This window comes from Rhodomicrobium sp. R_RK_3, from assembly GCF_002198715.1.
Taxonomy (GTDB): domain Bacteria; phylum Pseudomonadota; class Alphaproteobacteria; order Rhizobiales; family Rhodomicrobiaceae; genus R-RK-3.
Map to the genome: position 1 here is coordinate 170,263 of NZ_MWLK01000018.1, position 23,511 is coordinate 193,773.

Below are 23,511 nucleotides of genomic sequence, written 5' to 3' on the forward strand. Positions count from 1 at the left end.
AGTATTCCGGATGGCTTCCGCCGCTGAGCAACTGGTTTCGAACCTGAATTTCGCGGCCTTCGGCAAGGCCGAGGAGCTGAAGAAGCGCCTGTGGTTCACCCTCGGCGCTCTTTTGGTGTTCCGGCTCGGCACCTACATCCCGCTGCCGGGCATCAATCCGCAGGCTCTCGCCGATCTGGTGCAGCAGAACCAATCCGGTATTCTCGGCATTTTCAACACCTTCTCCGGCGGGGCCGTCGGGCGCATGGCGATCTTTGCGCTCAACATCATGCCCTATATCTCGGCCTCCATCATCGTGCAGTTGCTGACGACGGTGTCGCCGCAGCTCGAGGCGCTGAAGAAGGAAGGCGAGTCCGGCCGCAAGCAGATCAATCAATATACCCGCTACGGCACGGTGCTCCTGGCGACGGTCCAGGGCTACGCCATTGCCGTGGGCTTGCAGAGCGCGACCAATATCGTCAGCAATCCGGGCTGGTTCTTCCAGCTCACCGCCGTCATCACGCTGGTCGGCGGCACGGTGTTCCTGATGTGGCTCGGGGAGCAGATCACCGCGCGCGGCGTCGGCAACGGCATTTCGCTGATCATCTTCGCCGGCATCGTCGCCGAACTGCCGACGGCGCTCGCCGGTACGCTGGAGCTCAGCCGCCAGGGCGCGATCTCGCCCGGCCTGATCATCGCCATGATCATCGGCGCGGTCGGCGTCATCGCCTTCATCGTCTTCATGGAGCGCGCCCAGCGCCGCCTTCTGGTGCAATATCCAAAGCGGCAGATGGGCAATAAGATGTTCCAGGGCGACAGCTCGCATCTGCCCTTGAAGCTGAACACGGCCGGCGTCATTCCGCCGATCTTTGCCTCGTCGCTCTTGCTGGTGCCGATCACCATCGCCAATTTCTCGGCCGGCGGCGGTCCCGACTGGCTGACCTCGCTGACTGCGATTCTTGGTCACGGCCAGCCGCTCTACATCCTGCTCTATGTGCTCGGCATCGTGTTCTTCGCCTTCTTCTACACGGCCATCGTCTTCAATCCGCAAGACACCGCCGACAATCTGAAGAAATATGGCGGCTTCATTCCCGGCATTCGTCCCGGCCAGCGCACGGCGGAATATATCGACTACGTGCTGACCCGCATCACCGTCATCGGCGCGGCCTATCTGGCGGCGGTCTGCGTGCTGCCCGAGCTCTTGATTTCTTCGGCCGGCGTTCCATTTTACTTCGGCGGCACTTCGCTGCTGATCGTGGTCAGTGTCACCATGGACACGGTGGCCCAGATTCAAAGCCACTTGCTCGCTCACCAATATGAGGGCCTAATCAAGAAGGCCAAACTAAGGGGAGCGAAGCGCTGATGAATTTGATTCTGCTGGGGCCGCCGGGCGCGGGCAAGGGGACGCAAGCCAAGCTGCTGGAAGGAAAGTTCGGCCTGCGCCAGCTCTCTTCCGGTGACATGCTGCGCGCCGCCGTCTCGTCCGGGACACCGGTCGGCATCAAGGCGAAGTCTTTTATGGACCAGGGCGCGCTCGTGCCCGATCAGCTAGTGGTCGACGTGGTCTTCGAACATCTGGCCGGCCTGACCGACGAGAAGGGTTTCATCCTCGACGGCTTTCCGCGCACCGCCGAACAGGCCGAGGCGCTGGATAAATTCCTGGCCGACCGCGACAGCGGCATCGACCGGGTGATTGTGATCCAGGTGCGGGACGACCGGCTGGTCGAGCGCATCGCGGGCCGCTTCACCTGCGCAAAATGCGGTGAGGGCTATCACGACAGCTTCAAGCCGACGGCGGTCTACGGCGTTTGCGACAAATGCGGCAATCATGAATTCAAGCGCCGCGTCGACGACAATGCGGCGACGGTTGCGGCGAGGCTCAAGGTCTATCACGAGCAGACCGCGCCGCTGATCGACTATTACAAGGCGCGCGGCAAGGTAACGATCGTCGACGGCGAAGCGCCGATCGAGGCCGTGTCGCACGAAATCGACGAGGTTTTCAGCGCCAACGCCGCTGGTTGAAAGAATTGTGTCTGGAGGTTGACGGGGCTGCCGAATATCAGCTAAATACGGGCTCTTCACCGAGATGGTATCGTTTTACCTGGATGATCCCTCGTTCGGGCCCGATCTGTTACCGCGCATTGCTCCCGCTGGCTGCTACGACGCACGGTCGGAATGAATAACGCCGATTTTTCCAAAAATCCGGCGCAACTGCAAGAGTCAAACGGCGAGGGCCGGGTAAACATTGGCGGAAGGCACCAAGCAACCGCCTGCTAAGGAGAATTCAACGTGGCACGTATTGCGGGTGTCAATATTCCGTCGAATAAGCGCGTCGATGTCGCGCTGCGCTACATCCATGGCATCGGCGAGAAGCTGGCCAAGGATATTTGCGAGAAGACCAGCATTCCCGGCGACCGCCGGGTGAACCAGCTTTCGGACGCCGAAGTGCTGCAGATCCGCGAAGTGATCGACCGCGATTATATGGTCGAGGGCGATCTGCGCCGCGACGTCGCGATGAACATCAAGCGGCTGATGGATCTGGCCTGCTACCGGGGCCTGCGTCATCGCCGCGGCCTGCCTGTGCATGGCCAGCGGACGCATACCAACGCCCGCACCCGCAAGGGCCCCTCCAAGCCGATCGCCGGCAAGAAGAAGTAATCATGTGCCGCCCTGGTCGCGGCTGACGGTTTAAGGACGAAATGGCATGGCTAAAGAGAAAACGCGCGTTCGTCGCCGCGAGAAAAAGAACATCACCTCGGGCGTGGCGCATGTGGCTGCCTCGTTCAACAACACCATGATTACCATCACTGACGCGCAAGGGAATGCGATTTCCTGGTCGTCCGCCGGCACGATGGGCTTCAAGGGCTCGCGCAAATCCACGCCCTACGCCGCTCAGATGGCGGCCGAGGACGCCGGCCGCAAGGCCATGGAGCACGGCATGAAGACCATCGAAGTCGAGGTCTCCGGTCCGGGCTCGGGCCGCGAATCCGCGCTTCGCGCGCTGCAATCCTGCGGCTTCCAGGTCGTCGCCATCACCGACGTGACGCCGATACCGCATAATGGCTGCCGGCCGCGCAAGCGCCGCCGCGTCTAATAGCCCGCCGGGACGGGCAGATCGCTTTGCCCCGTGCGGACGACCCCGCGTTCGTTTCGACGAATTCAAGCTGCCAGCCTTTGCTGGCACACTGCATATAAGAACGAGGTTCTCCGTGCTGCAGAAGAACTGGCAAGATTTGATCAAACCCGCCAAGCTGAGCGTGACGTCCGGCCGCGATCCCAAGCGCCTGGGCACGATCGTGGCGGAACCGCTTGAGCGCGGCTTCGGCCTGACGCTCGGCAACGCGCTCCGCCGCGTGCTGCTGTCTTCGCTGCAGGGCGCCGCCATCACCAGCGTGCATATCGACGGCGTGCTGCATGAATTCTCCTCCATCGCCGGTGTGCGCGAGGATGTGACCGACATCGTCCTCAACATCAAGGAAGTGGCGCTGCGGATCCATTCCGACGGCGTCAAGCGCATGGTGCTGAAGAAGGAAGGCCCGGGCGTCGTGCTCGCCCGCGATATCGAGGCCGGCGCCGACGTCGACATCCTCAATCCGAACCATGTCATCTGCACGGTGGACGAGGGCGCAACGGTGCGCATGGAATTCACCGCCCAGCTCGGCAAGGGCTACGTCCCCTCCGAGCGCAACCGCCCGGAAGACGCGCCCATCGGCCTGATCCCGGTCGACAGCCTCTACAGCCCGGTGAAGAAGGTCTCCTACCGCGTCTCCAATACGCGCGAAGGCCAGATCCTGGACTATGACAAGCTGACCATGGAGATCGAGACCGACGGCTCGATCAATCCGGAAGATTCCGTGGCTCTCGCCGCCCGCATTTTGCAGGACCAGCTCTCGATCTTCGTCAACTTCGAGGAGCCCCGCAAGGAAGTCCGCGAGGAGCGTGCGCCGGATCTGGAATTCAACGCCGCTCTGCTCAAGAAGGTCGACGAGCTGGAACTGTCCGTTCGCTCGGCCAACTGCTTGAAGAACGACAACATCGTCTATATCGGCGACCTGATCCAGAAGACCGAAGCGGAGATGCTGCGCACCCCGAACTTCGGGCGCAAGTCGCTGAACGAGATCAAGGAAGTTCTCGCCGGCATGGGCCTGCACCTGGGCATGGACGTGCCGAACTGGCCGCCGGACAATATCGAAGAGCTGGCCAAGCGTTTCGAAGACCAATATTAGCGGCGGGCGGCCGGGAGCCGCCATTCGCCCGTTGAAGGAACTGAGGGTAGTCCTATGCGCCATCGCAATTCTGGCCGGAAGCTGAACCGGACGGCCGAGCACCGAAAAGCGCTGTTCGCCAACATGGCGGCGGCACTGATCAAGCACGAGCAGATCACCACCACGCTGCCCAAGGCGAAGGATCTTCGCCGGGTGGCCGAGCGTCTCATCACGCTCGCCAAGAAGGGCGATCTGCACGCCCGCCGCATTGCGATTTCGCGCCTGCGCGACGAGAAGATGGTGGCCAAGCTGTTCGAGACGCTCGGACCCCGCTATCAAGGCCGTGCCGGTGGCTACACCCGCGTGCTGAAGGCCGGCTTCCGCTATGGCGATAGCGCTCCGGTCGCCGTCATCGAGCTGGTCGACCGCGACGAGAGCGCCAAGGGCCAGGATTCCGGCCCGCTTCCGGGCGAGACTGCCGAAGGCGCCAGGGCTGCGGCCTAGCCTGTTCGCGGCCGCTTTGCCTTGGCGGCCGCACCACCCTCCCAATTGAAGCGCGGCGCGTTGCCGCCGCGCGCTTGAAGCCCGGCGCCGAGTTTGCTAGGGACGGAACTCTGCGCCGTTCGAGCAAGATCAGAGCATGGGGCAATCCGAATGAATTTGCGGCTTCGATGGGTTCGCTGGATGAGTGCGGCGGCCATCCTTTTCGTCTGTGCGCTCTTCTTTGAACGCGCGGCGGATGCCCAGGAGAAAGCCGTTCCGCGCAGCCGCGCCGACCTGACCCTCTCCTACGCCTCGATCGTCAAGCAGGTCGCGCCGGCCGTGGTCAATGTGTATGTCCGCAGCCAGGTGCGCCGCCAGCGCTCGCCCTTCCTCGACGACCCGTTCTTCCAGCGCTTCTTCGGCGGCGGCGGCGATGATTTCGGCGGCCCCAGCCAGCGGCTGCAGAACTCGCTCGGCTCCGGCGTCATCGTCTCCGCCGACGGCCTCGTCGTCACCAACAACCACGTCGTGCAGAGCGAGGGCGGCGCCGAGACCGCCATCAAGGTCGCGCTGTCGGACGCCCGCGAATTCGAGGCCAGCATCATTCTGCGCGACGAGCGCACGGACCTCGCCGTGCTGCGCATCGAGGGCGGCGAAAAGGATTTCCCGCACATCCCCTTCGCCGACAGCGACGCGCTCGAGGTCGGCGACATCGTGCTCGCCATCGGCAATCCCTTCGGCGTCGGCCAGACCGTCACCAGCGGCATCGTCTCGGCGCTTGCCCGCACCCGCGTCGGCGTCTCCGACTACCAGTTCTTCATCCAGACCGACGCGGCGATCAATCCGGGCAATTCCGGCGGCCCGCTGGTCGACATGAACGGCCGCGTCGTCGGCATCAACACGGCGATCTTCAGCCGCAGCGGCGGCTCGCAGGGTATCGGCTTCGCCATCCCGTCCAACATGGTGCATGTGGTGGTCAATTCGGCCCTGCGCGGCGGCAAGGTCGAGCGGCCCTGGCTCGGGGCGGAACTCGAGCCGGTCACCTCTGATATCGCCAAGGCGCTCGGCCTCGACCGCCCGGCCGGCGCGCTGGTCGACACGGTCGTTGCCGACGGACCGGCCGCCAAGGCGGGGCTTAGGCCGCGCGACGTCATCCTCTCCGTCGACGGGCGCGATGCGGCGGACGCGCAGGCGGTGTTCTACCGCCTCGCCACCAAGGGCGTCGGCAGCGAAGCCGAGCTGGCGGTCTCGCGCGACGGCCAGCCCATGAAGCTGAAGCTGGCCCTGATCGCCGCGCCCGAGACGACGCCGCGCAAACTGACCCTGGTCGATGGCGTCAACCCCTTCGCCGGCGCGACCGTCGCGAACCTGTCCCCCGCCGTCGCGGAGGAAATGTCGATCGAGCAGATCACCGGCGTCGTGGTGGTGGAGACCAAAGCCTATTCGACCGCCCGCCGCGTCGGCCTGAGGCCCGGCGACATCATCGTCAATCTCAACGGCAAGCCCATCGTCAGCGTTCGCGATCTGGTCGATGCGCTGAAGCGCACATCGCGCGGCTGGGACGTCACCATCCGCCGCAATGGCGAGGATATCCGCACGGTGCTGCGCGGGTAGCAGGGGCCGCGCGCCCCTTGCCGTGGATGCCACCCGGCCGCTTCGCGTCCGCCCTCTCCCGCAAGGGGAGAGCGCTGATCCGCGCCGCATGAGACGCACCATCAACGCTCGCGCTGCTTGCCCTCTTCCCTCGAGGAGAGGGCTCCCGCCGCAGGCGGGTGGGTGAGAGGGCTTCGCTGCCGAGCGCGTTCCGCCTCCCCGCCGATCCAGGCAATCGCCCCTAACACTCTAGCATCACCCCCAACGCCCCCTTGCGGCTTCAGCGGCGGCGACACTATGTTAGGGGCCATGGCCACCCTCTTCGAAGCTGCCGGCATGGAGAAAAGCGCGCCCCGTCCGCTGGCGGACCGGCTGCGCCCGAAAACGCTCGACGAGGTCGCGGGGCAGGAGCATCTGCTCGGCGAGGGCGCGCCGCTGCGCCGGATGCTGGCGAAGGGCGGCCTTCGCTCGGTGATCTTCTGGGGGCCGCCCGGCACCGGCAAAACGACGGTCGCGCGCCTGATCGCCAAGGATGCCGGGCTCCATTTCGAGCAGATTTCGGCGATTTACTCCGGCGTCCAGGACCTGCGAAAGCTGTTCGAGGCCGCGCGCGACCGCCGGCGCATGGGCCTCGGCACGGTGCTGTTCGTCGATGAAATCCACCGTTTCAACCGCGCCCAGCAGGACGGTTTCCTGCCCGTCATGGAAGACGGCACCATCATCCTGATCGGCGCGACGACGGAGAACCCCTCCTTCGAGCTGAACGGCGCTCTCCTGTCGCGCGCCACGGTGCTGGTGTTCCGCCGTCTCGACGAAACCGCCCTTGAAGGCTTGATCCAGCGCGCCGAAGCGCTGGAGAAGCGGCCATTGCCGCTGACGCCGGAGGCGCGCGAGCGGCTGATCGGCATGGCCGATGGCGACGGGCGGACGCTGCTGAACCTTGCCGAGAGCGTCTATGGCGCGACCGAGGGCGGCGCGGAGATCCTGTCGCCGGAAGACCTCGTCCAGCTCGTGCAACGGCGCGCCCCGCTCTACGACAAGAACCGCGACGGCCATTACGACCTGATCAGCGCGCTGCATAAATCCGTACGCGGCTCCGACCCGGATGCGGCGCTCTATTGGCTGGCACGGATGCTGGCGGGCGGCGAGGACCCGCTCTATATCGCCCGGCGTCTGGTGCGGATGGCGGTCGAGGATATCGGCCTCGCCGATCCGAACGCGCTGCTGCAGACGACCGCCGCCAAGGAGGCCTATGATTTCCTCGGCTCGCCGGAGGGCGAACTGGCGCTTGCCCAGGCAACGCTCTATCTGGCCAGCGCGCCGAAATCCAATGCCGCTTATGCCGCCTTCGGCCGCGCCACCCGCGCCGCCAAGGAACACGGCTCGCTGGCTCCGCCCAAGCACATCCTCAACGCCCCGACGCGCCTGATGGCCGAACAGGGCTATGGCGAGGGATATGTGTACGACCCGGATACGCCCGAGGGCTTTTCCGGCCAGAACTATTTCCCCGACGAGATGGAGCGCGAGCGCTTCTACCACCCGACCGACCACGGCGCGGAAAAGGACATCGCCAAGCGCATGACCGCCTGGGCAAAGCTGCGTCAGGAAAAGAGCTAGGGCGCACCCTGTACCGCCCGCGCATGCTGAAACAGATCAGCCCACACACTCTCCGAAATCCCCGCGAAGGCGGGGATCCAGTACGCCGCAGCGTTTGAGGCTGCGCAGAGTGCCAATTTCGAGTTTGTGAATACTGGGTCCCCGCCTTCGCGGGGATTTTGTTTTGAGGCCTCGGCACACCGTTCGGGCGACGCACCTGCAAGATCCGCGTCGAGCACCCAGGGAACACAACCTAACAAAACCCCCGCCCCCTCGGCCAATCCGCTTATGTAATCTTTGCGGCTATGCTATAGGGCGAGCCATCGGCTTTCGAGGGGAAGGTGTATGGTTTCGTTCAGTCAGCTTTGGGACAACCACCCCACCAATAATGGCGAGCAATATCCCTGCAGAACGCTGGGAATCGCCAATTTCGACAATCAATGCGCCATCCGCATGGGCGTTTGCCTGAAACGGTCAGGCGTCAGTGTCGGCGACCTGCGCGGCGCCATAACATGCAACCAGGCGACGCTGACCAACCACGCCGCCGAGGAGATGCATTTCATCCGCGCCAAGGAACTGGCGAATGCCCTCCGGCGCGGCGGCATTGCCGGCATTGGGCCGGTCTACAGCCTGACGACGCCGAGCAATTTCGCCGAGGAGCTGGACGGGCGCAAAGGCATCATCTTCTTCAACGGCTATTGGTGGCGCGTCACCGACACCAGCCGCCCGACCGGCGACCATATCGACCTGTGGAACGGCTGGCGGACCTCGGCCAAGATGCTGTTTCCCTGGTTCGGCTGGCTCGGCGGCTACAACAAATCCAGCGAGATCTGGTTCTGGGAGGTCAAATGAGGATTATTTTCGCGATCATCTTCGCCGTGATCCTCGGGCTTGTCGGCGCGCGCTTCGCCGGCTGGTTCGTCGACTGGCTGCTCGGCACGCAGACCTTCGTCAGCCCGGACCAGGTCGCCCAGTTCGACCTGATCGCCCGCATCGCCGTTACTCTGGTCGTGGCGCTGATCGGCGTGTTCATCGGCATCCTGGTCGGCAGCCGGCTGAAGAAGCGCTTCATCCAGCGCGAAGTCTGAAGGAGCCGGCAGTCCCCTTATGAAGCTTCTCCTGCTTGCGGCGATTGGCGGCGCCATCGGCTCCTCGGCGCGCTACCTCGTCAATGTCACCTCCGCCCAGCTCTTCGGCACCAACTTCCCCTGGGGCACGCTGGCGGTGAACATCGTGGGCTGCTTCATCATGGGGCTTGTGGTTGCCCTCGGCGCGCTTAAATTCAACATGACCAACGAAGTGCGCGTCTTCATCGCCACCGGCATATTGGGCGGCTTCACGACCTTCTCGGCCTTCTCCCTGGATTTTGCGTTGCTCGTCGAGCGCAAGGATTATGGGCTGGCCGGGTTTTATCTGGCGGGTTCGGTCGGCCTGTCGATCCTGGCGATTTTCGCCGGGCTTTATCTGGTTCGGACATGGCTGACGTAAAAGACGATATCAAAGCGGTGAAATCGGCCGATGCCGGCATCCGGGTCGATCGCTGGCTGAAGGCGAATTTCCCCTCGCTGCCGCACGGGCTGATGCAGAAATTGCTGCGCAACGGCCAGATCCGGGTCAATGGCGGCCGGGTCAAGCCCGATACGCGCCTCGATACGGGCGACGAGGTGAAGGTGCGGCGGCTCGCCGATTTCGCCGATGCCGAAGTGCGCGGGCATGAGGAGCGCCCGTCGCTGAAGGCGCCGCTCGGCGTCTCCAAGGCCGACCGCAATTTCATCGAAAGCCTGATCCTGTTCGAGGATGACGAGCTGCTGGTCTTGAACAAGCCCTATGGCATCGCCGTGCAGGGCGGCACCAAGACCAAGCGCCATATCGATGGCATGCTGGCCGGCATGGAGGACCGCTTCGGCGAGCGCCCGCGCCTCGTCCACCGGCTCGATAGGGATACGTCCGGCGTGCTGCTCGTCGCCAAGACGCGCGGGTCGGCGGCGAGGCTCGGAAAGCTGTTCCAGACCCGTTCGGTGCAGAAGATCTATTGGGCGCTGGTGAAGGGCGTTCCGAAGCCGCCGCAGGGCAAGGTCGAGGCGGCGCTGGTGAAGGCCTCCGGCCCCGACGGCGACAAGGTGCGCAAGGCGCTGCCCGGCGAGCAGGAAGTGGCGCAATCCGCCGTCACCCATTACGCCGTCATCGACCGCGTCAGCACCAAGCTCGCCTGGGTGTCGCTGAAGCCGGTCACCGGCCGCCAGCACCAGCTCCGCGCCCATATGGCGATCATCGGCAATCCGATCGTCGGCGATCAGAAATATGAGGGCGACGAGGGCCTGCCCGTCGAAGATCTCGAAATGAAACTGCATTTGCACGCTCGACGCCTGATCGTGCCGCGCGGCAAGGGCGCGCCGCTCGACGTCACCGCGCCCCTGCCCGAGCACATGCTGGGAAGCTGGGACCTGCTCGGCCTCGACCCGGAGCGCTATGACGGAACGGGGGATGAATGAAGCTCATCATCTTCGATTGCGACGGCACGCTGATCGACAGCCAGCACATGATCGTCGAGGCGATGCGGGCGGCGTTCCTGGCCAGCGGCTTCCCCGCGCCTGACCGCGACCATGTGCTGCGCCATGTCGGCCTGTCGGTCGCCGAAGCCATGACGGCCATGGTCCCCGCCGCCGACGCCAAGGCCATCGCGCGGCTCAGCGCTGAATATCGCGCCGCCTTCAACGCTCTGCGCCAGGAAGCGCGCCTCGCCGAGCCGATGTTTCCGGGCGCGCGCGAGGGGCTGCTGGCGCTCGGCGCGCGGGACGATGTGCTGCTCGGCATCGCCACGGGAAAGTCCCGTCGCGGCGTCGACCGGATGATCGAGCGCGAAGGCTTTTCAGGGCTATTCGCCACCATCATGACGGCGGATGACGCACCCTCGAAGCCGCATCCGGCGATGATCCTGCAGGCGATGGAGGCGACCGGCGTCGGCGCGGCGGAAAGCGTCATGGTCGGCGATACCAGTTTTGATATGCTGATGGCACGCGCCGCGCGGGTCGAAGCCATCGGCGTGAGCTGGGGCTATCACGAGGCGGCCGAACTGGTCGAAGCCGGCGCCGCCGCCGTCGCCCGCGATTTCCCCGAGCTGCAAACGCTGCTCATGCCGAGCCGGGACGACATCGCCGCATGAAGAATGGCACGCACAGCAATGCCGAGACCGGCAGCCGATTCTATAAGGATGTGGCGACCGGCGCCGCCGCCTCCGGAGGCTGGCGCATCCTGCTCGACGGCCGCCCGGTGCGCACGCCGGGCCGGGCCGAGCTGGTACTGCCGACCCTGGCACTGGCGGAGGCCATCGCCGAGGAATGGCGGGCCCAGGGCGCGCGGATCGACCCGCATTCGATGCCGCTGACCAAGCTCGCCAACACCGCGATCGACGCGGTCGCGCCCAATCTGGATGCCGTCGCCGAGGATGTCGTCGCCTTTGCCGGGCGCGATCTGACCTGCTATCGGGCCGGCAGCCCCGAGACGTTGGTCGCCCGACAGGAGGCGGCGTGGGACCCGCTGCTGGCCTGGGCTGAGACCCATCACGGCGCGCGGCTGGTCCCGGTCGAAGGCGTCATGCCGCTCGAGCAGCCGACGGCGAGCCTTGCCGCGATGCGCACCGCCGTCGGTGGTTTCGAGGCGTTCCCACTGACCGCTTTGCATGTGATGACCGCGCTGACCGGCTCGGCCGTGATCGCGCTGGCTCATGCCGCAGGCCGCCTGTCGCTCGACGAGAGCTGGGCGGCCGCCCATGTCGATGAGGATTTCCAGGCCGGCCATTGGGGCGAGGACGCCGAAGCCAAGGCGCGCCGCGACGCCCGGTTCGCGGACATGCGCGCAGCCTCCGAGTTTTTACGGCTGAGCCGGGCAGGGTAGGCGCAAGGCCCCATAGCCTACCCGTCCGAAGCGCCCTGCCTGACGTGCCAGCAGACCCCGGCCGGGTCGATGATGTGCACTTCCCGTCCCCATGGAAAATCCGTCGGCGGCTTGGTGCGGACGCCCCGGTGCTTGGCGGGCAGATCCAGCGCGTCGATCTCGCGCCAATAGAGATCGAGGTCGCTAACCTCGAGCGTCAGCATTTGGTTCGACTGCCATTCCGGCACATCGATCGCCTGCAGCATGAAAAACGCCTCGCCGAACCTCAGCCCGGCCAGGCCCTCATGCCTCCAAGCCGTCTCGAAACCCAGATCGGCGAAGAAGGCCAGCGCGGCATCGAAATCCGGCCCGGACGGGACGAATGGGTAGAGCGCCTGACCACGCGCCTTCATGATGCACCTCGCCGCTGCCGGTTGTTGCTCGGTCCACTATGAAGCCCGCGCGCCGCGCGTCAACGGCCCCTGGGGGAAACGCAAAGCGGGACCGCGTCGAGACGGTCCCGCTCCGCAATCGGGGGCAATCCGGTTTTGGGGGCCGGACCGCCCCGATTCCGCGTTTAGGCGGTAGCGCCAGGGCTCACCATTTATGCGTCCAGGCAAGGGCGGCCTTGAAGTTGATGCCCTCTTCGTAGACGTCGGCTGCGATCAGTTCATATGCCTCGTCGGTGATGTTATCGATGCCGAGGTCGAGCCGGAATCCCTTGAAGGGGCCGTCTTCGGGTTCGATCACCGCGTAGAGATCGACCAGATTATAGGCCGCGCGCGGGCCCTCCGGGGCGTCGAGGGCGCTGGTTGGCGGGTTGAACTTGGTGAACTCGTCGGCAAAGGTCACCCGCATGCCGAAGCGCGAATACCACTCCGGCACCTTGACGCCGCCATCGACGACGAACTTGTCGGGCTGCAGAACGCCGAGATAGTTGCCGTTGGTCTTGTCCGTGCCGTCGATATGGGAGAAGGATGCGCCCGCGTACCAGCGCGCGGTATCGTATTTCGCTCCGATCTCGAACCCGTCCAGCTCGGCGTCCTTGTTGTTGAACTGGCTGGAGCAACGGTCTTGGTTCTGGCCCGGGCCCGGGAAGCATCCGGACGTATCGACGTCGAGGTCGATGAAGTTTTTGGCGTCGGTGCTCCAGTAGGATCCCTTGATGGTCAGGCGATCATCGCTTTGAACCACATCCTTGAAGTCGAACCCGACACCGCCTTCCGTGGTCACGCCTTCCTGCGGCTTCAGGAATGGATTCTCCTTGAAGATATTTGCCAGCGGCCCGAACGGGCTGGTCGAAAACCGGAAATGCGTGCCCTGTGCGTAAAGCTCGGTATACGAGGGGGCGCGGAAGGCTTCGCCGTAATTGCCGAACAACAGAAGCCAGGGCACCGGCTTATAGGCCACGCCGAGCTTCTTTGAGATCGCGTTATCTTCGAAATCCTCGTAGCCCTGCGTATCCTTGTAGGCGTTTTCGAAGCCGTCGAAGCGGACGCCTGGGATGATGCTCAGCTCACCGGGCAGGCTCATCGGCTGATCGATCTTGAACTCCGCCTGCGTGAAGACGCCATAATAGGTGGCGTCGGCATTGGGAACATTCTTCGGCTGCGGACCGCCATTAGAGAGAATGGGCGAATTGTCCGTACCGGTCTGCCGGTCGACATAATATTCCGCCCCATAGGTCAGGGTGAGCTTGGCCCAGTCGGCGAGGTCGAAGCGCGAGCGGTTGTCCAGATTGACGCCCGTCGTCTCGATCTCGCGAGTGGTGAGACGGGGACCGGTCGTATCGTCTTCCTTATTGGTGTGCTGCGCCCAATAGACGAGGAGATTGGCGTCGATGAACGGATTGCCCGTCGGTGCGTAGGACAATTTGCCGGAGACGGTGTCGCTCTGCGTGAAGCGGTTCACAAGCGCGTTGGGGTTGGCGACACCCGGCGCGGTCGGCGGCGTGTCCGGCTGCGGATTGTTCGGGTTCAGCGCATCGTTCTGGTAATGCACCCAGGTGCCGGTGAGCTTCAGATCCGGCGCCAGCTCGGCCGAGCCCTTCAGCAGCGAGGATTGGATCTGTTCCTGCTCGGGGAGCGTCGTATCGTTGCCCAGTTCGATGTCGCCGCCGTCGCGATAGGTGAAGCTCGACACGATGTCGAACTTGCCGTCATGCGAGCGTGCAAAGCCGGTGCTGGTGATCGTGAACTCGTCGTTGACGCTTTGGTAGCCGGCCTTGATCCTTACGCCGGCGGTCTCGCCGGGCGCGAGGAAATCGGCCGCGTCGACCGTGGTCAGCGCAATGACGCCGCCGAGCGCGCCCGAGCCGTAAAGCGCCGACATCGGCCCCTTGACGACTTCGACGGTCTTCAAGAGGTCAGGCTCGATGAAGATGCGCCCGTCATGGCCGGAAATGAAGCTCTGCTTCACGCCGTCGATGAGGATGAGAATGTCCTCGTCGCGCGCGCCCCGGATCGTCGGCGCCTGCCCCGACCGGCGCGCGCCGCCATCGACGAACACACCGGGGAGATCCTTGATGACATCGGTCAGGCTATTGGCCTGCTTCGTTTCGATCTCCTCGCGCTCCACGACGCTCACCTGGCCCGGATAATCGAAGGCCGAGATCGGGCTCAGCGTCGCGAATACGGTGATCGGATCGAGGGCGATGCCGCCGCTTGCCGCCGCCGCTTGCTCTTCGCCATTGTCCTGCGCGCGCGATGCCCCGATCGGCAGCGCGCAGGCGATCAGGCAGGCATAAGCCCCCCAACGCAACAGATTGGTGCGCATAAAGTCCCCCAATATGCGGCGTGGCGCTTGGCGCCGGTCTTCTCGACCGGTCTCGCGCGACGCCGTTCCCAAAAGCCCCAATGCATGCGTTTCAACAATAAAACTGTGCGAAATGCACAGCAATTTCTTCAAACTACATGCACTATGTTCAATTTATGGAAGGCGCTGCCGCCCGGCACGTGCATTCTCTGCAGCTCCGGTCGTGAAGGAAACGAACGGGATCAGCCGCCGCCATCGCGATATTGAAGACGCCGCGCGCCATGCCAGCCAAGGAGACATCATGCAGGCAGAATGGATCGAGGCGGCCGAAGGCTTGCGCCCGGCCGGAAGGGTGCTCACATGAACCAAATGCTCCGCTTTTGCCTGCTGATCGCCTCGCTTGCCCTCCTCGCAACCGCCCCCGCCCGCGCCGAGGACGGCCCCAAGCGCGTCGTCGCGCTGGGCAGCGAGATCACCGAAATCGTCGATGCGCTGGGCGAGACCAAGCGCCTGGTCGGCCGCGACAGCACCTCGCTCTACCCGCCGGAAGTCACCGCCTTGCCCGATGTCGGCTATGTCCGCCAGCTCGGCGCCGAGGGCGTGCTGTCGCTGCGCCCCGATCTGATCCTCGCCTCCGCCACCGCCGGGCCGCCGGAAGTGCTGGCGCAGATCCGCTCTGCCGGCGTACCGATCGTGCAGCTTTCGGAGGCTTTCACCCTCGATAGCCTGTTGAAGAAGGTCGCCGACATCGCCAAGGCGCTGCAAGTCGAAGCGCGCGGCGCGGAACTGAGCGAGAAGCTGCGCCGCGACACCCAGGAGGCGGAAGCGGCGGTCGCCAAGATGGAGGGCCATCCGAAGGTGCTGTTCATCATCGCGGCGGCGGGCGGCGCACCGATGGCCGCGGGCCGCCAGACCGGCGCCGACGCCATGATCGCGCTGGCGGGCGGCGAGAATGTCTTCGCCGAACATACCGGCTACAAGGCTGTCTCGCTCGAAGCCGCCGCCGCCGCCGCGCCCGATGCCATCGCCATGATGGCGCATACGCTCGACAATATGGGCGGCGCGACTGGCGTGGCGACCAACCCGGCGCTGAAGCTCACCCCGGCCGCCAAGACGAGGCGCATCGTCGCCCGCGAGGGCGGCTACCTGCTGGCCTTCGGTCCGCGCCTGCCGCAGGCGATCACCGATTTCGCCAAGGCCATCCGCAGCGAGGCGGCGCAGTGACCAGCGCGGCGGGCGTCCGCACCGAGCCGCCGACGCTCGCCGAGCTGCGCGCGGCTCAGGATCGCTCCCGCCGTGTGCTGCTCGCCGTGCTGCTGGTGGGCATGGTCGCCGCCGCCATCGCCGAACTGGTGATCGGACCGGCAAAGATCAGCGTTTACGACGCGCTGATGGCGCTCTGGCCGTCCAGCGAGCCCGCCACCCAGGCGAGCGAAATCGTGCAGGCGATCCGGCTGCCCCGGCTGCTCCTGGCGCTATGCGTCGGGGCGACGCTCGGCGTCTGCGGCGCGGCGCTGCAAGGGCTGTTCCGCAATCCGCTCGCCGATCCGACCATCATCGGCGTGTCGGGCGGCGGCGTGCTCGGCGCCGGGCTCGTTATCGTGGCGGGCAAGACTCTGGCGCCCGGCTTCCTCGCTGTCGCCGGCCTTTTCGCCCTGCCGCTCGGCGCCTTTGCCGGCAGCATGATCGCCATCATCGCCGTCTATGGCATGAGCCGGATTTCGGGCCTCGCCTCGGGCTCCGCGCTGATCCTTGCCGGCATCGCCATCAACGCCATTTGCGATGGCGCGCTCGGCTATCTGAATTTCATCGCTTTCGACGACCAGTTGCGTGAGCTGGTATTCTGGCGTCTCGGCAGCCTCGGCCGCGTTACCTGGACCAGCCTGCCGCCCGCCGCCGTGCTGATGGTGATCTCGGTGCTGCTGATGCTGCGCGTCGCCCCTTCGCTGAACGTCTATCTGCTCGGCGAGCGCGAGGCCGTTCATCTCGGCGTCAATGTCGAGAGGATGAAGCGCGTCATCATCCTCCTGGTGGCGCTCGGTGTCGGCTCGGCGGTGGCGCTGACCGGGCTGATCGGCTTCATCGGCCTTGCCGCGCCGCATATCATCCGCCTGTTCGCGGGCGCCGACCACCGCATCGTGCTGCCCGGCTCGGCGCTGCTCGGCGCGCTGCTGATCCTATGCGCCGACCTGATCGCGCGCACCGCCGTCGCCCCCGCCGAATTGCCGATTGGGCTTTTGACCAGCGCGCTCGGCGGCCCGTTCTTCCTCTGGATGCTGATGCGCTACCGGCGGGAGCTGTTCTGATGGCGATGGAGCTGAAGCGCGTCACAGTCATTGCCGGCCGTGCGCGGCTGATCCAGGATGTCAGCCTGACGCTGGCGCCGGGCAAGCTGACCATCATTCTCGGGGCCAATGGCGCGGGCAAATCGACCGCGCTCAACGTGCTGGCGGGGGACCTGCGTCCCGCCGAGGGCGAGGTGCTGCTCGACGGGCGCCCGCTCGCCGCCTTCTCCGCCCGCGAACTGGCGACGCGCCGCGCCGTGGTCTTGCAGCACGCGCCGATGAATTTTGCCCTTTGCGTGCATGAGGTGGTGGCGCTCGCCCGCGCGCCCTTCGGCTCCGCTGTCCGCAGCGATCACGCCGAGGAACGCGCCATTCGCACCATGGAGCTGACCGCGCTCGCGGCCCGGGATTATTCGACGCTGTCCGGCGGCGAGCGCCAGCGTGCGCAGATCGCCCGCGCGCTGGCCCAGCTCTGGCACGCCGGCGACACGCCGCCGACCTACCTGATGATGGACGAGCCGACCGCCCATCTGGACCTGAAGCACCAGATCACCGCCCTGGAAGCCGCCCGCCATTTCGCCGATGCTGGCGGCGGCGCGCTCTGCATCCTGCACGACATCGCGCTCGCCCGGGAATTCGCCGACGAGATCGTGTTGATGAAGGAGGGTCGGCTGATCGCCAGCGGCCCGGCCGCCGCGCTCCTCACCCCGGCCGCCATCGCGGATATTTACGGCATTTCCGACAGCCGCGCCCGGCGGCTCGCCGCAGCCTGGACGGAAGGGGCCGGGATTTAGAGCGGGCTGCTCGCGCGGCCGGAAGGGTCCGCCGGAAGGCGCGGCACGCTTGGAGCCTTGGACACCCTGCGCATCCGCCGGCTTCACTTCCCTCTCCCATTGTGGCACCCCGCCTATTCGACCGGCCTTCCGCTTGCGTCGAAGAACGGATGCGGGCCGGGGAACGCACCGATCGGCACCAGATGCGTCACCAACCGGCCGTGGGGGCCGCCTTCGGTTGCCTGCCAGCAATGCAGGTGGAAGCCCGGCGGCTCCAGGTGGAAGCTGGGCGGGGCGTGCGGCGCGAGGTCGAGGGTGACGGCGTGGGCGGGGCTCGGCGCGATGGAGGCGCCGCGCCCGGCAAGGCTGGTATGGACCGAGCGATGCACATGGCCGCAGACCACCGCCAGCACGTTCGGCCAGCGCATGAGGAGCGCCTCCAACTCGGACGCGCCTTGGCAATTCTGCACGTCCATATGGCGGATGCCGGTCAGGAAGGGCGGGTGATGCAGGGCGAGCAGCGCCGGGCGGTCGGGGGCGCTCGCGAGCACGCCCTCCAGCCACGCCAGATGGACGGGAAGCACCGCCCCATGCGGCGCGCCGGGCACGGTGGCGTCGAGCATGATGAGGCGCAACGGCCCGAGATCGGCGGCGTAGGACAGGTCATCGCCCTGCGTCTGCCCGAACGGCGCCATATGTGCCAGGGCAAGCGCCATGGCGGCACGCTCGTCGTGATTGCCGGGCAGCGGCAGCACCGGCACGGCCAGCGGCGCGATCAGCTCCAGGAAATGCGCATATTCCTCGGCGGTGCCGAAATCGGTCAGATCGCCGGTGACGATGACGGCGTCAATCGGCAAGGCGCTCCGGGCGATGAAGTCGACGGCGCGGGCAAGGAAGGCCGCGGTATCGACGAGGCCATAGGCGACATGGCCCTTGGGGCGGATGTGGGTGTCGGTGAGCTGGGCGATGTACATGCCGGTTGCGGCTCGCGAGGTCAGAGGAAGAGGAGGTCGGAGGCGGAGACGGCAAGGCCGGTCTCCTGGCCGGGCTGCCATGTCCGGCGGTTGTCGGTATCCGCGATGAGCGCCGGAGCGCCCTCGCCGGCGTCGAGATAGACACGCTGCGCCGCGCCGAGAAAATGGCAGCGCGCGACGCGGAAGCGCAAGGGGGCGCCGTCCGCCGGCGTCAGGCGGGCAGCCTCCGGGCGGAAGAAGGCGACGGCCTCCGCCGCATCGGCCCGGTCGACCGGCAGCCGTCCGGCGCGGGTCTCGAACACGCCGCCGCGGATGGCGCCCTCTAGCCGGTTCATCGTGCCGACGAAGGAGGCCACGAACCGGCTGGCGGGGCGGAAATAGATGTCGCGAGGCGTGCCGATCTGGGCGATCGCGCCCCGTTCCATGACGATGATGCGGTCGCCGAGCACCATGGCTTCGGCCTGGTCGTGGGTGACGTAGACCGAGGAAATGCGCAGCGTGCGGAGCAGGCCGTCGATCTCGGCGCGCAGATCCTCGCGCAAGGCGGCATCGAGCGCCGTTAGCGGTTCATCCAGCAGCAGCACGCGCGGCTTGACGGCCAGCGCCCGCGCCAGCGCGACCCGCTGGCGCTGGCCGCCGGAGAGCTGGTCGATGCGGCGTCCGCCGAATTCGGCGAGCCGCATCATGGCGAGAACCTCCTGCGCCTGCCCGAGCCGCGGCTGCCGGGGCACGCCCCGCACCCTCAGCCCATAGGCGACATTCTCGATCACCGACATGTTCGGAAACAGCGCATAGGACTGGAACACCATGCCGACATTGCGCCGCTCGATCGGCAGCGGCGTGACGTCGGCGCCGTCGAACAGGACGCGCCCGCCCGGATCGGGGCCTTCCAGCCCAGCGATGATGCGCAGCGCCGTGGTCTTGCCGCAGCCCGAGGGGCCAAGGATGGCGATGCTCTCCCCCGCGCCGATCTCGAACGAGATGGGCGAGAGCGCCCGCGTGCCGTCGGCGAAGGTCTTGCCGCAAGCCTCGACGGTGATGGCGATGCCGGTCATGGCCGTATCTCCTCGGCAGGCTGTCCGGTCCGGTTGCGCGCGCCCGTCTGATCGAGGCTCGCGGCGAAGAGCTGCAACCCGATCAGCAGCGGCACGATCATGATGAAGAAGATCAGCGTATAGGCGCTGGCGATCTCCAGCCGCATCGAGGCGTAGCTGTCGGCGAGCCCGACGGGCAGCGTCTTGGTGAGCGGGGTGTGCAGCATCCAGGTGAGGTTGAACTCGCCGATGGAGAGCGTCATCACCATCAGCGCGCCGGCAAGGATGCCGGGCCGGGCGTTCGGCAGGATGACATGGGCGAAGCGCTGCCAGGGCGTTGCGCCGAGGCTTGCCGCGCCCTCTTCCAGCGTGCGCGCGTCGATGCCGGCGAGCACCGCCATCACCGAGCGCACCATGAAGGGCAGCGTATAGAGCACATGGCCGACGAGAATGAACGCCCAGCTCTTGCGAAAATCGCCGAAGCCGCCATAGGTCACCAGCAGCGCCAGCGCGATGGCGAGGCCGGGAATGGCCAGCGGCAGGGTAATGATTTCCTCCACGGCGCGCGCGCCGCGCGAGGGATGCCGGTTGAGCACATAGGCGGCGGGCACGCCGATCAGCAGTGTCGCGGCCACGGTCGCCAGCGCGATTTGCAGCGACAGGAACACGGTGCCGGCATAGAGGGTCCAGACCTCGGCGACCCAGTCGATGGTCGCGCCGCTGCGCCAGATGCCCTGAAAATAATTGGCGGTGACGCCGGCCGCCAGCGACAGGATCACCGGGACGATCATGAAGGCGCTGACCAAAAAGGTCACGCCGGCGCCGAGCGCGCGGATGAGGGGCGATGTGCGCTGCATCTTGCTACCCCGCCGCCGCCACGCCCGAGCCCGATGCCGAGCGCGCGATGGTCAGCGCCAGCCAGGTGATCGCGCCGAGCAGGATCGACAGCGCCGAGGCGACGGCGACATTCGCGTTGAGGGTGAATTCGGTATAGATCAGCATGGGAAGCACATCGATGTTGGTGGCGAGCGTGAAAGCGGTGCCGAAAGCGCCCATGGCGGTCGCAAAGCACAGCGCGCCGGAAGCGGTCAGCGCGGGGCCGAGCGCCGGCAGCACGATATGGGCCAGCACCCGCCACGGTCCCGCGCCGAGCGAGCGGGCGGCTTCCTCGAGCGCCGGATCGAGCTTTTCCGCCGCCGCCATCACCGTCAGCAGCACGCGGGGGATCGAGAAGTAGAGATAGCCGACGAGCAGCCCCGCCGCCGAATAGGCGAAGACGATTTTTTCGCCCGTCACCGCCTGCGAGACTGTGCCGACGAGGCCCTGCCGTCCCGCCAGGAGGATCACCAGGAAGCCGACCACCACGCCGGGGAAGGCGAGCGGGAAGGTCAGCAGCGCGATGACGAAGCCGCGCCCCGGAAAGCGGGTGCGGGCGAGGAACAGCGCGACGACGGTCGCCAGCACGAGGGTGAGGATCGTGGTCAGTGCGGCCACGCCCAGCGTCGCGCCGAGCGTCGCGAGATAGCGCGGCGTGGCGAGAATGGCGGCATAGGTGAGCGTCCCGTCGCCACTGAAGAGGCTGCGCATGGCCAGTTGCGCCATCGGCAGCAGGAAGAACGCCGCGACGAAGATCGCCAGCGGCAGCACGAGGATGACGGCGAAGCGCGATTGCTGGGTCATGGGGCACTCGGCAAGGGACCGCCCGGCAGGCACGCCTCCGGGCGGTCGGTGATCCGATCAGGCGAAAACCTCAGCGCACCTCGGCGAGATAGCGGTCGGAAAAGCCCTTCTGCACCTTCTCCATCTCGGCGTAGTCGACGGGTTTCGCGCGCGCATAGTCGGCATCGGGGAGGAATTTTTTCGCGACCGCCTCGTCGAGCTTCACCGGGCGCGCCGGCTTCAGATAGGCGTTCGCCCAGAGGGCCTGGCCTTTGTCGGACAGGAGATAATCCAGCACCTTCTTGGCGTTGGCGCTGTTGGGCGCGCCCTTCACCAGGCCTACGACATAGGGCACGACCACGCTGCCCTCGCAGGGCAGCACGAAGGCGAACTTGCCCTTCTCGGTGTTCTGGGCGCGGTAGGCGTTGAAATCGTAATCGAACAGGATCGGGATCTCGCCCGAGACGACGCGGGCGTAGGAGGTCTGCTTGGGAACGATCGGCGCGTTCTTCTGCAACTCCTTGAAATAGCCGATCGCCTTGTCGAAATCGCCGAGCCTGCCGCCCAAGGCCTCGTTCACCGCCACCGCGCCGACATAGCCGACAAATGCCGAGGACGGGTCGAGATAGCCGACGAGGCCCTTATAGTCCGGCTTCAGCAGGTCGGCCCAGCATTGCGGCACCGGCTTGCCGCCGAGCGCTTCGACATTCACGAACAGGCCCATGGTCCCGGAATGGATGGTGAACCAGTGGCCTTCCGGGTCCTTCAGCCCCTCCGGGATCTGGTCGAAGCCTTGCGGCTTGAACGGCTCGGTCAGCCCTTCCGCCTTGGCCTTGATGCCGAAGGTCACGCCGAGATAGGCGATATCGGCGACCGGATTGGCCTTTTCCGCAATGAGCTGGGCGATGGCCTGGCCGGAATTCTTGTTGTCGTGCGGCATGTCGATGCCGAGATCGGCCTTGATGGCCTTGAGCATCGACGCCCAGTCGGCCCATTGCGGCGGGCAATTGTAGCAGATGGCATCGGCAGCTGCGGCCGGCGCGGGCGCCGAGAACAGAAATGCGAGGCCGATGACGGCGCCGCGCAGGATGGTCAGCATGAAACGCTCCTTCTTGAAGATCAGCTTGGCCGGGCGGGCGAGCGGCGCTCGCTTTTTCCAGCCCTCCCGCCCGGCACGGCGGCGAGCGTGCCGCCCGGGCGAAACTCGTAGGGCAGCAGCTCGACGGCGGGGGCGGTGTCCTCCGCGCCGGACAGAATGGTCATGAGGCGGCGCATGGCCCGCTCGCCCATCGCGCGGGTCGGGGTGGCGACGGTGGCCAGCGACGGGCTGACCATGCGGCCGAAGGCGATCCCGTCGAAGCCGGTGACGGAGAGATCGCCGGGCACGGCGCGTCCGATAAGGCGAAGCGCCGCGATCACCGAAAGGGCGAGCAGGTCGTTCGAGCAGAGGAGCGCGGTGGGGTTGCCGAGCCTCGGCAGGGCGCGTTCCAGGACGGCGGCGTGATCGTCGATGCCGGCGAGATAGTCCAGCTCCAGCAGGGCAGGGGCGGCGAGGCCGGCCTCCGCCATCGCCGCCTTGCAGCCCTCGAAGCGGAGCGCCGAGCGGTCGGTGGTGCGGAAGGGGCCGCCAATATAGGCGACGCGCCGATGGCCCAGCGCGATGAGCCGCCGGGTGAGGCCGGCGGCAGCGCCGTGATTGTCGACGGTGACGGCGCGCCGGCCCGGCTGCCGGGGCCGATTGTGCAGCAGAATGTAGGGCACGCCCGCCCCGTCCAGCCGCTTGAGCGCGGTGCTGGAGGCCGCGTCGGCGACGGTCAGGATCAGCGCCTCGACGCGCTGGTGCAGCAGCGTTTCGACGCTGTCGTCCTCATGCGCCGGATCATAGTCGGTTGCCGACAGCAGGAGCTGGCGTCCCGCGCCCCGCGCCACCGCCTCGATGCCGGCGAGCGAGGCGGCGAAGACCGGATTGGTGAAGCTGGGAACGATGACGCCGATCGCGCGCACGCGCTGGGTGCGCAGCGACTGCCCCAGAATATTCGGCCTGAAGCCGAGATCGGCGATGGCCGCCTCGACCCGCGCCCGTGTGTCGGCGCTCGACGGGCCGGAGCCGTTGATGACCCGCGATACCGTGGCGACCGAGCAGCCCGCGCGCTCGGCCACCACCCGTATCGTCTTGCGCCGCTCCGTCGCTTGCTCCGGCATGGTCCGCTCTGGCCGTCAGTGGAAACGTTTCCAGAGCTGATAGCCGGTCACGATTACAGGCCTGTGACACTCACCGATGGCCGCCGCGCGCGCCCGGTTGC

Annotated in this window: 26 protein-coding genes; 18 read left to right on the plus strand and 8 right to left on the minus strand. The window is 66.3% G+C overall.

Going from position 1 to position 23,511, the window contains the following annotated elements:
• Positions 1–10: 10 nt before the first annotated feature.
• From secY to BLEFHOIH_RS10480, 14 genes are all read left to right on the plus strand, one after another.
• Entirely contained in the window at positions 11–1,342 is a 1,332-nt protein-coding gene (secY, locus tag BLEFHOIH_RS10415; RefSeq protein ID WP_088345078.1) for a preprotein translocase subunit SecY, read from the plus strand.
• Positions 1,342–2,001 carry an adenylate kinase gene (locus BLEFHOIH_RS10420; RefSeq protein ID WP_088345080.1) on the plus strand — a complete coding sequence of 220 codons (660 nt, stop codon included), beginning with the start codon at positions 1,342–1,344 and terminating at the stop codon, positions 1,999–2,001. Before secY ends, BLEFHOIH_RS10420 begins: the two co-directional genes overlap by 1 nt.
• Positions 2,002–2,268: 267 nt before the next feature.
• Positions 2,269–2,637, plus strand: a complete 369-nt coding sequence (rpsM, locus tag BLEFHOIH_RS10425; RefSeq protein ID WP_088345082.1) for a 30S ribosomal protein S13 — start codon at positions 2,269–2,271, stop codon at positions 2,635–2,637.
• 46 nt (positions 2,638–2,683) lie between these two features.
• Positions 2,684–3,073: a 30S ribosomal protein S11 gene (gene rpsK, locus BLEFHOIH_RS10430; protein WP_088345084.1), complete on the plus strand. Its 390-nt coding sequence runs from the start codon at positions 2,684–2,686 to the stop codon at positions 3,071–3,073.
• Positions 3,074–3,188: 115 nt separating this feature from the next.
• The gene (locus tag BLEFHOIH_RS10435) at positions 3,189–4,205 is read left to right on the plus strand and encodes a DNA-directed RNA polymerase subunit alpha (protein WP_245296959.1); all 1,017 of its coding nucleotides are present in this window, start codon (positions 3,189–3,191) and stop codon (positions 4,203–4,205) included.
• Positions 4,206–4,259: 54 nt separating this feature from the next.
• Positions 4,260–4,688, plus strand: a complete 429-nt coding sequence (rplQ, locus tag BLEFHOIH_RS10440; protein ID WP_088345088.1) for a 50S ribosomal protein L17 — start codon at positions 4,260–4,262, stop codon at positions 4,686–4,688.
• 180 nt (positions 4,689–4,868) lie between these two features.
• Positions 4,869–6,281, plus strand: a complete 1,413-nt coding sequence (locus tag BLEFHOIH_RS10445) for a DegQ family serine endoprotease (RefSeq protein WP_245296960.1) — start codon at positions 4,869–4,871, stop codon at positions 6,279–6,281.
• A gap of 288 nt (positions 6,282–6,569) precedes the next feature.
• Positions 6,570–7,877 carry a replication-associated recombination protein A gene (locus tag BLEFHOIH_RS10450; RefSeq protein ID WP_088345093.1) on the plus strand — a complete coding sequence of 436 codons (1,308 nt, stop codon included), beginning with the start codon at positions 6,570–6,572 and terminating at the stop codon, positions 7,875–7,877.
• 324 nt (positions 7,878–8,201) lie between these two features.
• The gene (locus tag BLEFHOIH_RS10455) at positions 8,202–8,708 is read left to right on the plus strand and encodes a type VI secretion system amidase effector protein Tae4 (RefSeq protein WP_088345095.1); all 507 of its coding nucleotides are present in this window, start codon (positions 8,202–8,204) and stop codon (positions 8,706–8,708) included.
• Positions 8,705–8,944 (plus strand): hypothetical protein, encoded by a 240-nt coding sequence (locus BLEFHOIH_RS10460; RefSeq protein ID WP_088345097.1) that lies wholly within the window; start codon positions 8,705–8,707, stop codon positions 8,942–8,944. Before BLEFHOIH_RS10455 ends, BLEFHOIH_RS10460 begins: the two co-directional genes overlap by 4 nt.
• A 19-nt stretch (positions 8,945–8,963) precedes the next feature.
• Positions 8,964–9,344: a fluoride efflux transporter CrcB gene (gene crcB, locus BLEFHOIH_RS10465; protein ID WP_088345192.1), complete on the plus strand. Its 381-nt coding sequence runs from the start codon at positions 8,964–8,966 to the stop codon at positions 9,342–9,344.
• Positions 9,332–10,348, plus strand: coding sequence for an RluA family pseudouridine synthase (locus BLEFHOIH_RS10470; RefSeq protein ID WP_088345099.1), 1,017 nt, complete (start codon positions 9,332–9,334; stop codon positions 10,346–10,348). Before crcB ends, BLEFHOIH_RS10470 begins: the two co-directional genes overlap by 13 nt.
• Entirely contained in the window at positions 10,345–11,019 is a 675-nt protein-coding gene (locus BLEFHOIH_RS10475) for an HAD-IA family hydrolase (protein WP_088345100.1), read from the plus strand. Before BLEFHOIH_RS10470 ends, BLEFHOIH_RS10475 begins: the two co-directional genes overlap by 4 nt.
• Positions 11,016–11,750 carry an ATP12 family protein gene (locus tag BLEFHOIH_RS10480; RefSeq protein ID WP_088345102.1) on the plus strand — a complete coding sequence of 245 codons (735 nt, stop codon included), beginning with the start codon at positions 11,016–11,018 and terminating at the stop codon, positions 11,748–11,750. The genes BLEFHOIH_RS10475 and BLEFHOIH_RS10480 overlap by 4 nt, the downstream gene beginning before the upstream one ends.
• Positions 11,751–11,767: 17 nt before the next feature.
• Here the strand turns inward: BLEFHOIH_RS10480 and BLEFHOIH_RS10485 are convergent, their stop codons facing one another.
• Together BLEFHOIH_RS10485 and BLEFHOIH_RS10490 are read right to left on the minus strand one after the other, a co-directional pair.
• Complete coding sequence (locus BLEFHOIH_RS10485; RefSeq protein WP_088345104.1) at positions 11,768–12,142, minus strand: bleomycin resistance protein; 375 nt, start codon at positions 12,140–12,142, stop codon at positions 11,768–11,770.
• A gap of 184 nt (positions 12,143–12,326) precedes the next feature.
• The gene (locus BLEFHOIH_RS10490; RefSeq protein ID WP_088345106.1) at positions 12,327–14,504 is read right to left on the minus strand and encodes a TonB-dependent hemoglobin/transferrin/lactoferrin family receptor; all 2,178 of its coding nucleotides are present in this window, start codon (positions 14,502–14,504) and stop codon (positions 12,327–12,329) included.
• 202 nt (positions 14,505–14,706) lie between these two features.
• Between BLEFHOIH_RS10490 and BLEFHOIH_RS26635 the strand changes: the two genes are divergently transcribed.
• The 4 genes from BLEFHOIH_RS26635 to BLEFHOIH_RS10505 are packed head-to-tail and all read left to right on the plus strand — an operon-like array spanning position 14,707 to position 17,562.
• Positions 14,707–14,847, plus strand: coding sequence for a hypothetical protein (locus BLEFHOIH_RS26635; RefSeq protein ID WP_170937100.1), 141 nt, complete (start codon positions 14,707–14,709; stop codon positions 14,845–14,847).
• On the plus strand, positions 14,844–15,707 hold the full coding sequence (locus BLEFHOIH_RS10495) for an ABC transporter substrate-binding protein (protein ID WP_210191683.1): 864 nt from the start codon (positions 14,844–14,846) through the stop codon (positions 15,705–15,707). The genes BLEFHOIH_RS26635 and BLEFHOIH_RS10495 overlap by 4 nt, the downstream gene beginning before the upstream one ends.
• Positions 15,704–16,789 carry an iron ABC transporter permease gene (locus BLEFHOIH_RS10500; RefSeq protein WP_245296961.1) on the plus strand — a complete coding sequence of 362 codons (1,086 nt, stop codon included), beginning with the start codon at positions 15,704–15,706 and terminating at the stop codon, positions 16,787–16,789. Before BLEFHOIH_RS10495 ends, BLEFHOIH_RS10500 begins: the two co-directional genes overlap by 4 nt.
• Positions 16,789–17,562: a heme ABC transporter ATP-binding protein gene (locus BLEFHOIH_RS10505; protein WP_088345108.1), complete on the plus strand. Its 774-nt coding sequence runs from the start codon at positions 16,789–16,791 to the stop codon at positions 17,560–17,562. Before BLEFHOIH_RS10500 ends, BLEFHOIH_RS10505 begins: the two co-directional genes overlap by 1 nt.
• A gap of 113 nt (positions 17,563–17,675) precedes the next feature.
• Here BLEFHOIH_RS10505 and BLEFHOIH_RS10510 read toward each other — a convergent pair whose 3' ends face one another.
• From BLEFHOIH_RS10510 to BLEFHOIH_RS10535, 6 genes are all read right to left on the minus strand, one after another.
• A complete protein-coding gene (locus BLEFHOIH_RS10510; RefSeq protein WP_088345110.1) occupies positions 17,676–18,515 on the minus strand; it encodes a phosphodiesterase in 840 nt (279 codons plus the stop codon).
• A gap of 20 nt (positions 18,516–18,535) precedes the next feature.
• The gene (locus BLEFHOIH_RS10515) at positions 18,536–19,570 is read right to left on the minus strand and encodes an ABC transporter ATP-binding protein (RefSeq protein ID WP_088345112.1); all 1,035 of its coding nucleotides are present in this window, start codon (positions 19,568–19,570) and stop codon (positions 18,536–18,538) included.
• Positions 19,567–20,406 (minus strand): ABC transporter permease, encoded by an 840-nt coding sequence (locus tag BLEFHOIH_RS10520; RefSeq protein ID WP_088345114.1) that lies wholly within the window; start codon positions 20,404–20,406, stop codon positions 19,567–19,569. Before BLEFHOIH_RS10520 ends, BLEFHOIH_RS10515 begins: the two co-directional genes overlap by 4 nt.
• Before the next feature lie 4 nt (positions 20,407–20,410).
• Positions 20,411–21,229, minus strand: a complete 819-nt coding sequence (locus BLEFHOIH_RS10525; RefSeq protein ID WP_088345116.1) for an ABC transporter permease — start codon at positions 21,227–21,229, stop codon at positions 20,411–20,413.
• A gap of 70 nt (positions 21,230–21,299) precedes the next feature.
• Positions 21,300–22,307: an ABC transporter substrate-binding protein gene (locus tag BLEFHOIH_RS10530; protein ID WP_088345118.1), complete on the minus strand. Its 1,008-nt coding sequence runs from the start codon at positions 22,305–22,307 to the stop codon at positions 21,300–21,302.
• 20 nt (positions 22,308–22,327) lie between these two features.
• Entirely contained in the window at positions 22,328–23,410 is a 1,083-nt protein-coding gene (locus tag BLEFHOIH_RS10535; protein WP_088345120.1) for a LacI family DNA-binding transcriptional regulator, read from the minus strand.
• Positions 23,411–23,511: the final 101 nt, after the last annotated feature.

Bases quoted from the DNA above. Each gene is read 5' to 3' on its own strand.
- secY (WP_088345078.1), top strand. From the start codon at position 11: ATGGCTTCCGCCGCTGAGCAACTGGTTTCGAACCTGAATTTCGCGGCC.
- BLEFHOIH_RS10420 (WP_088345080.1), top strand. From the start codon at position 1,342: ATGAATTTGATTCTGCTGGGGCCGCCGGGCGCGGGCAAGGGGACGCAA.
- rpsK (WP_088345084.1), top strand. From the start codon at position 2,684: ATGGCTAAAGAGAAAACGCGCGTTCGTCGCCGCGAGAAAAAGAACATC.
- rplQ (WP_088345088.1), top strand. From the start codon at position 4,260: ATGCGCCATCGCAATTCTGGCCGGAAGCTGAACCGGACGGCCGAGCAC.
- BLEFHOIH_RS10445 (WP_245296960.1), top strand. From the start codon at position 4,869: ATGAGTGCGGCGGCCATCCTTTTCGTCTGTGCGCTCTTCTTTGAACGC.
- BLEFHOIH_RS10450 (WP_088345093.1), top strand. From the start codon at position 6,570: ATGGCCACCCTCTTCGAAGCTGCCGGCATGGAGAAAAGCGCGCCCCGT.
- BLEFHOIH_RS10455 (WP_088345095.1), top strand. From the start codon at position 8,202: ATGGTTTCGTTCAGTCAGCTTTGGGACAACCACCCCACCAATAATGGC.
- BLEFHOIH_RS10460 (WP_088345097.1), top strand. From the start codon at position 8,705: ATGAGGATTATTTTCGCGATCATCTTCGCCGTGATCCTCGGGCTTGTC.
- crcB (WP_088345192.1), top strand. From the start codon at position 8,964: ATGAAGCTTCTCCTGCTTGCGGCGATTGGCGGCGCCATCGGCTCCTCG.
- BLEFHOIH_RS10470 (WP_088345099.1), top strand. From the start codon at position 9,332: ATGGCTGACGTAAAAGACGATATCAAAGCGGTGAAATCGGCCGATGCC.
- BLEFHOIH_RS10475 (WP_088345100.1), top strand. From the start codon at position 10,345: ATGAAGCTCATCATCTTCGATTGCGACGGCACGCTGATCGACAGCCAG.
- BLEFHOIH_RS10480 (WP_088345102.1), top strand. From the start codon at position 11,016: ATGAAGAATGGCACGCACAGCAATGCCGAGACCGGCAGCCGATTCTAT.
- BLEFHOIH_RS10485 (WP_088345104.1), bottom strand. From the start codon at position 12,142: ATGAAGGCGCGTGGTCAGGCGCTCTACCCATTCGTCCCGTCCGGGCCG.
- BLEFHOIH_RS10490 (WP_088345106.1), bottom strand. From the start codon at position 14,504: ATGCGCACCAATCTGTTGCGTTGGGGGGCTTATGCCTGCCTGATCGCC.
- BLEFHOIH_RS10495 (WP_210191683.1), top strand. From the start codon at position 14,844: ATGAACCAAATGCTCCGCTTTTGCCTGCTGATCGCCTCGCTTGCCCTC.
- BLEFHOIH_RS10505 (WP_088345108.1), top strand. From the start codon at position 16,789: ATGGCGATGGAGCTGAAGCGCGTCACAGTCATTGCCGGCCGTGCGCGG.
- BLEFHOIH_RS10510 (WP_088345110.1), bottom strand. From the start codon at position 18,515: ATGTACATCGCCCAGCTCACCGACACCCACATCCGCCCCAAGGGCCAT.
- BLEFHOIH_RS10515 (WP_088345112.1), bottom strand. From the start codon at position 19,570: ATGACCGGCATCGCCATCACCGTCGAGGCTTGCGGCAAGACCTTCGCC.
- BLEFHOIH_RS10520 (WP_088345114.1), bottom strand. From the start codon at position 20,406: ATGCAGCGCACATCGCCCCTCATCCGCGCGCTCGGCGCCGGCGTGACC.
- BLEFHOIH_RS10525 (WP_088345116.1), bottom strand. From the start codon at position 21,229: ATGACCCAGCAATCGCGCTTCGCCGTCATCCTCGTGCTGCCGCTGGCG.
- BLEFHOIH_RS10530 (WP_088345118.1), bottom strand. From the start codon at position 22,307: ATGCTGACCATCCTGCGCGGCGCCGTCATCGGCCTCGCATTTCTGTTC.
- BLEFHOIH_RS10535 (WP_088345120.1), bottom strand. From the start codon at position 23,410: ATGCCGGAGCAAGCGACGGAGCGGCGCAAGACGATACGGGTGGTGGCC.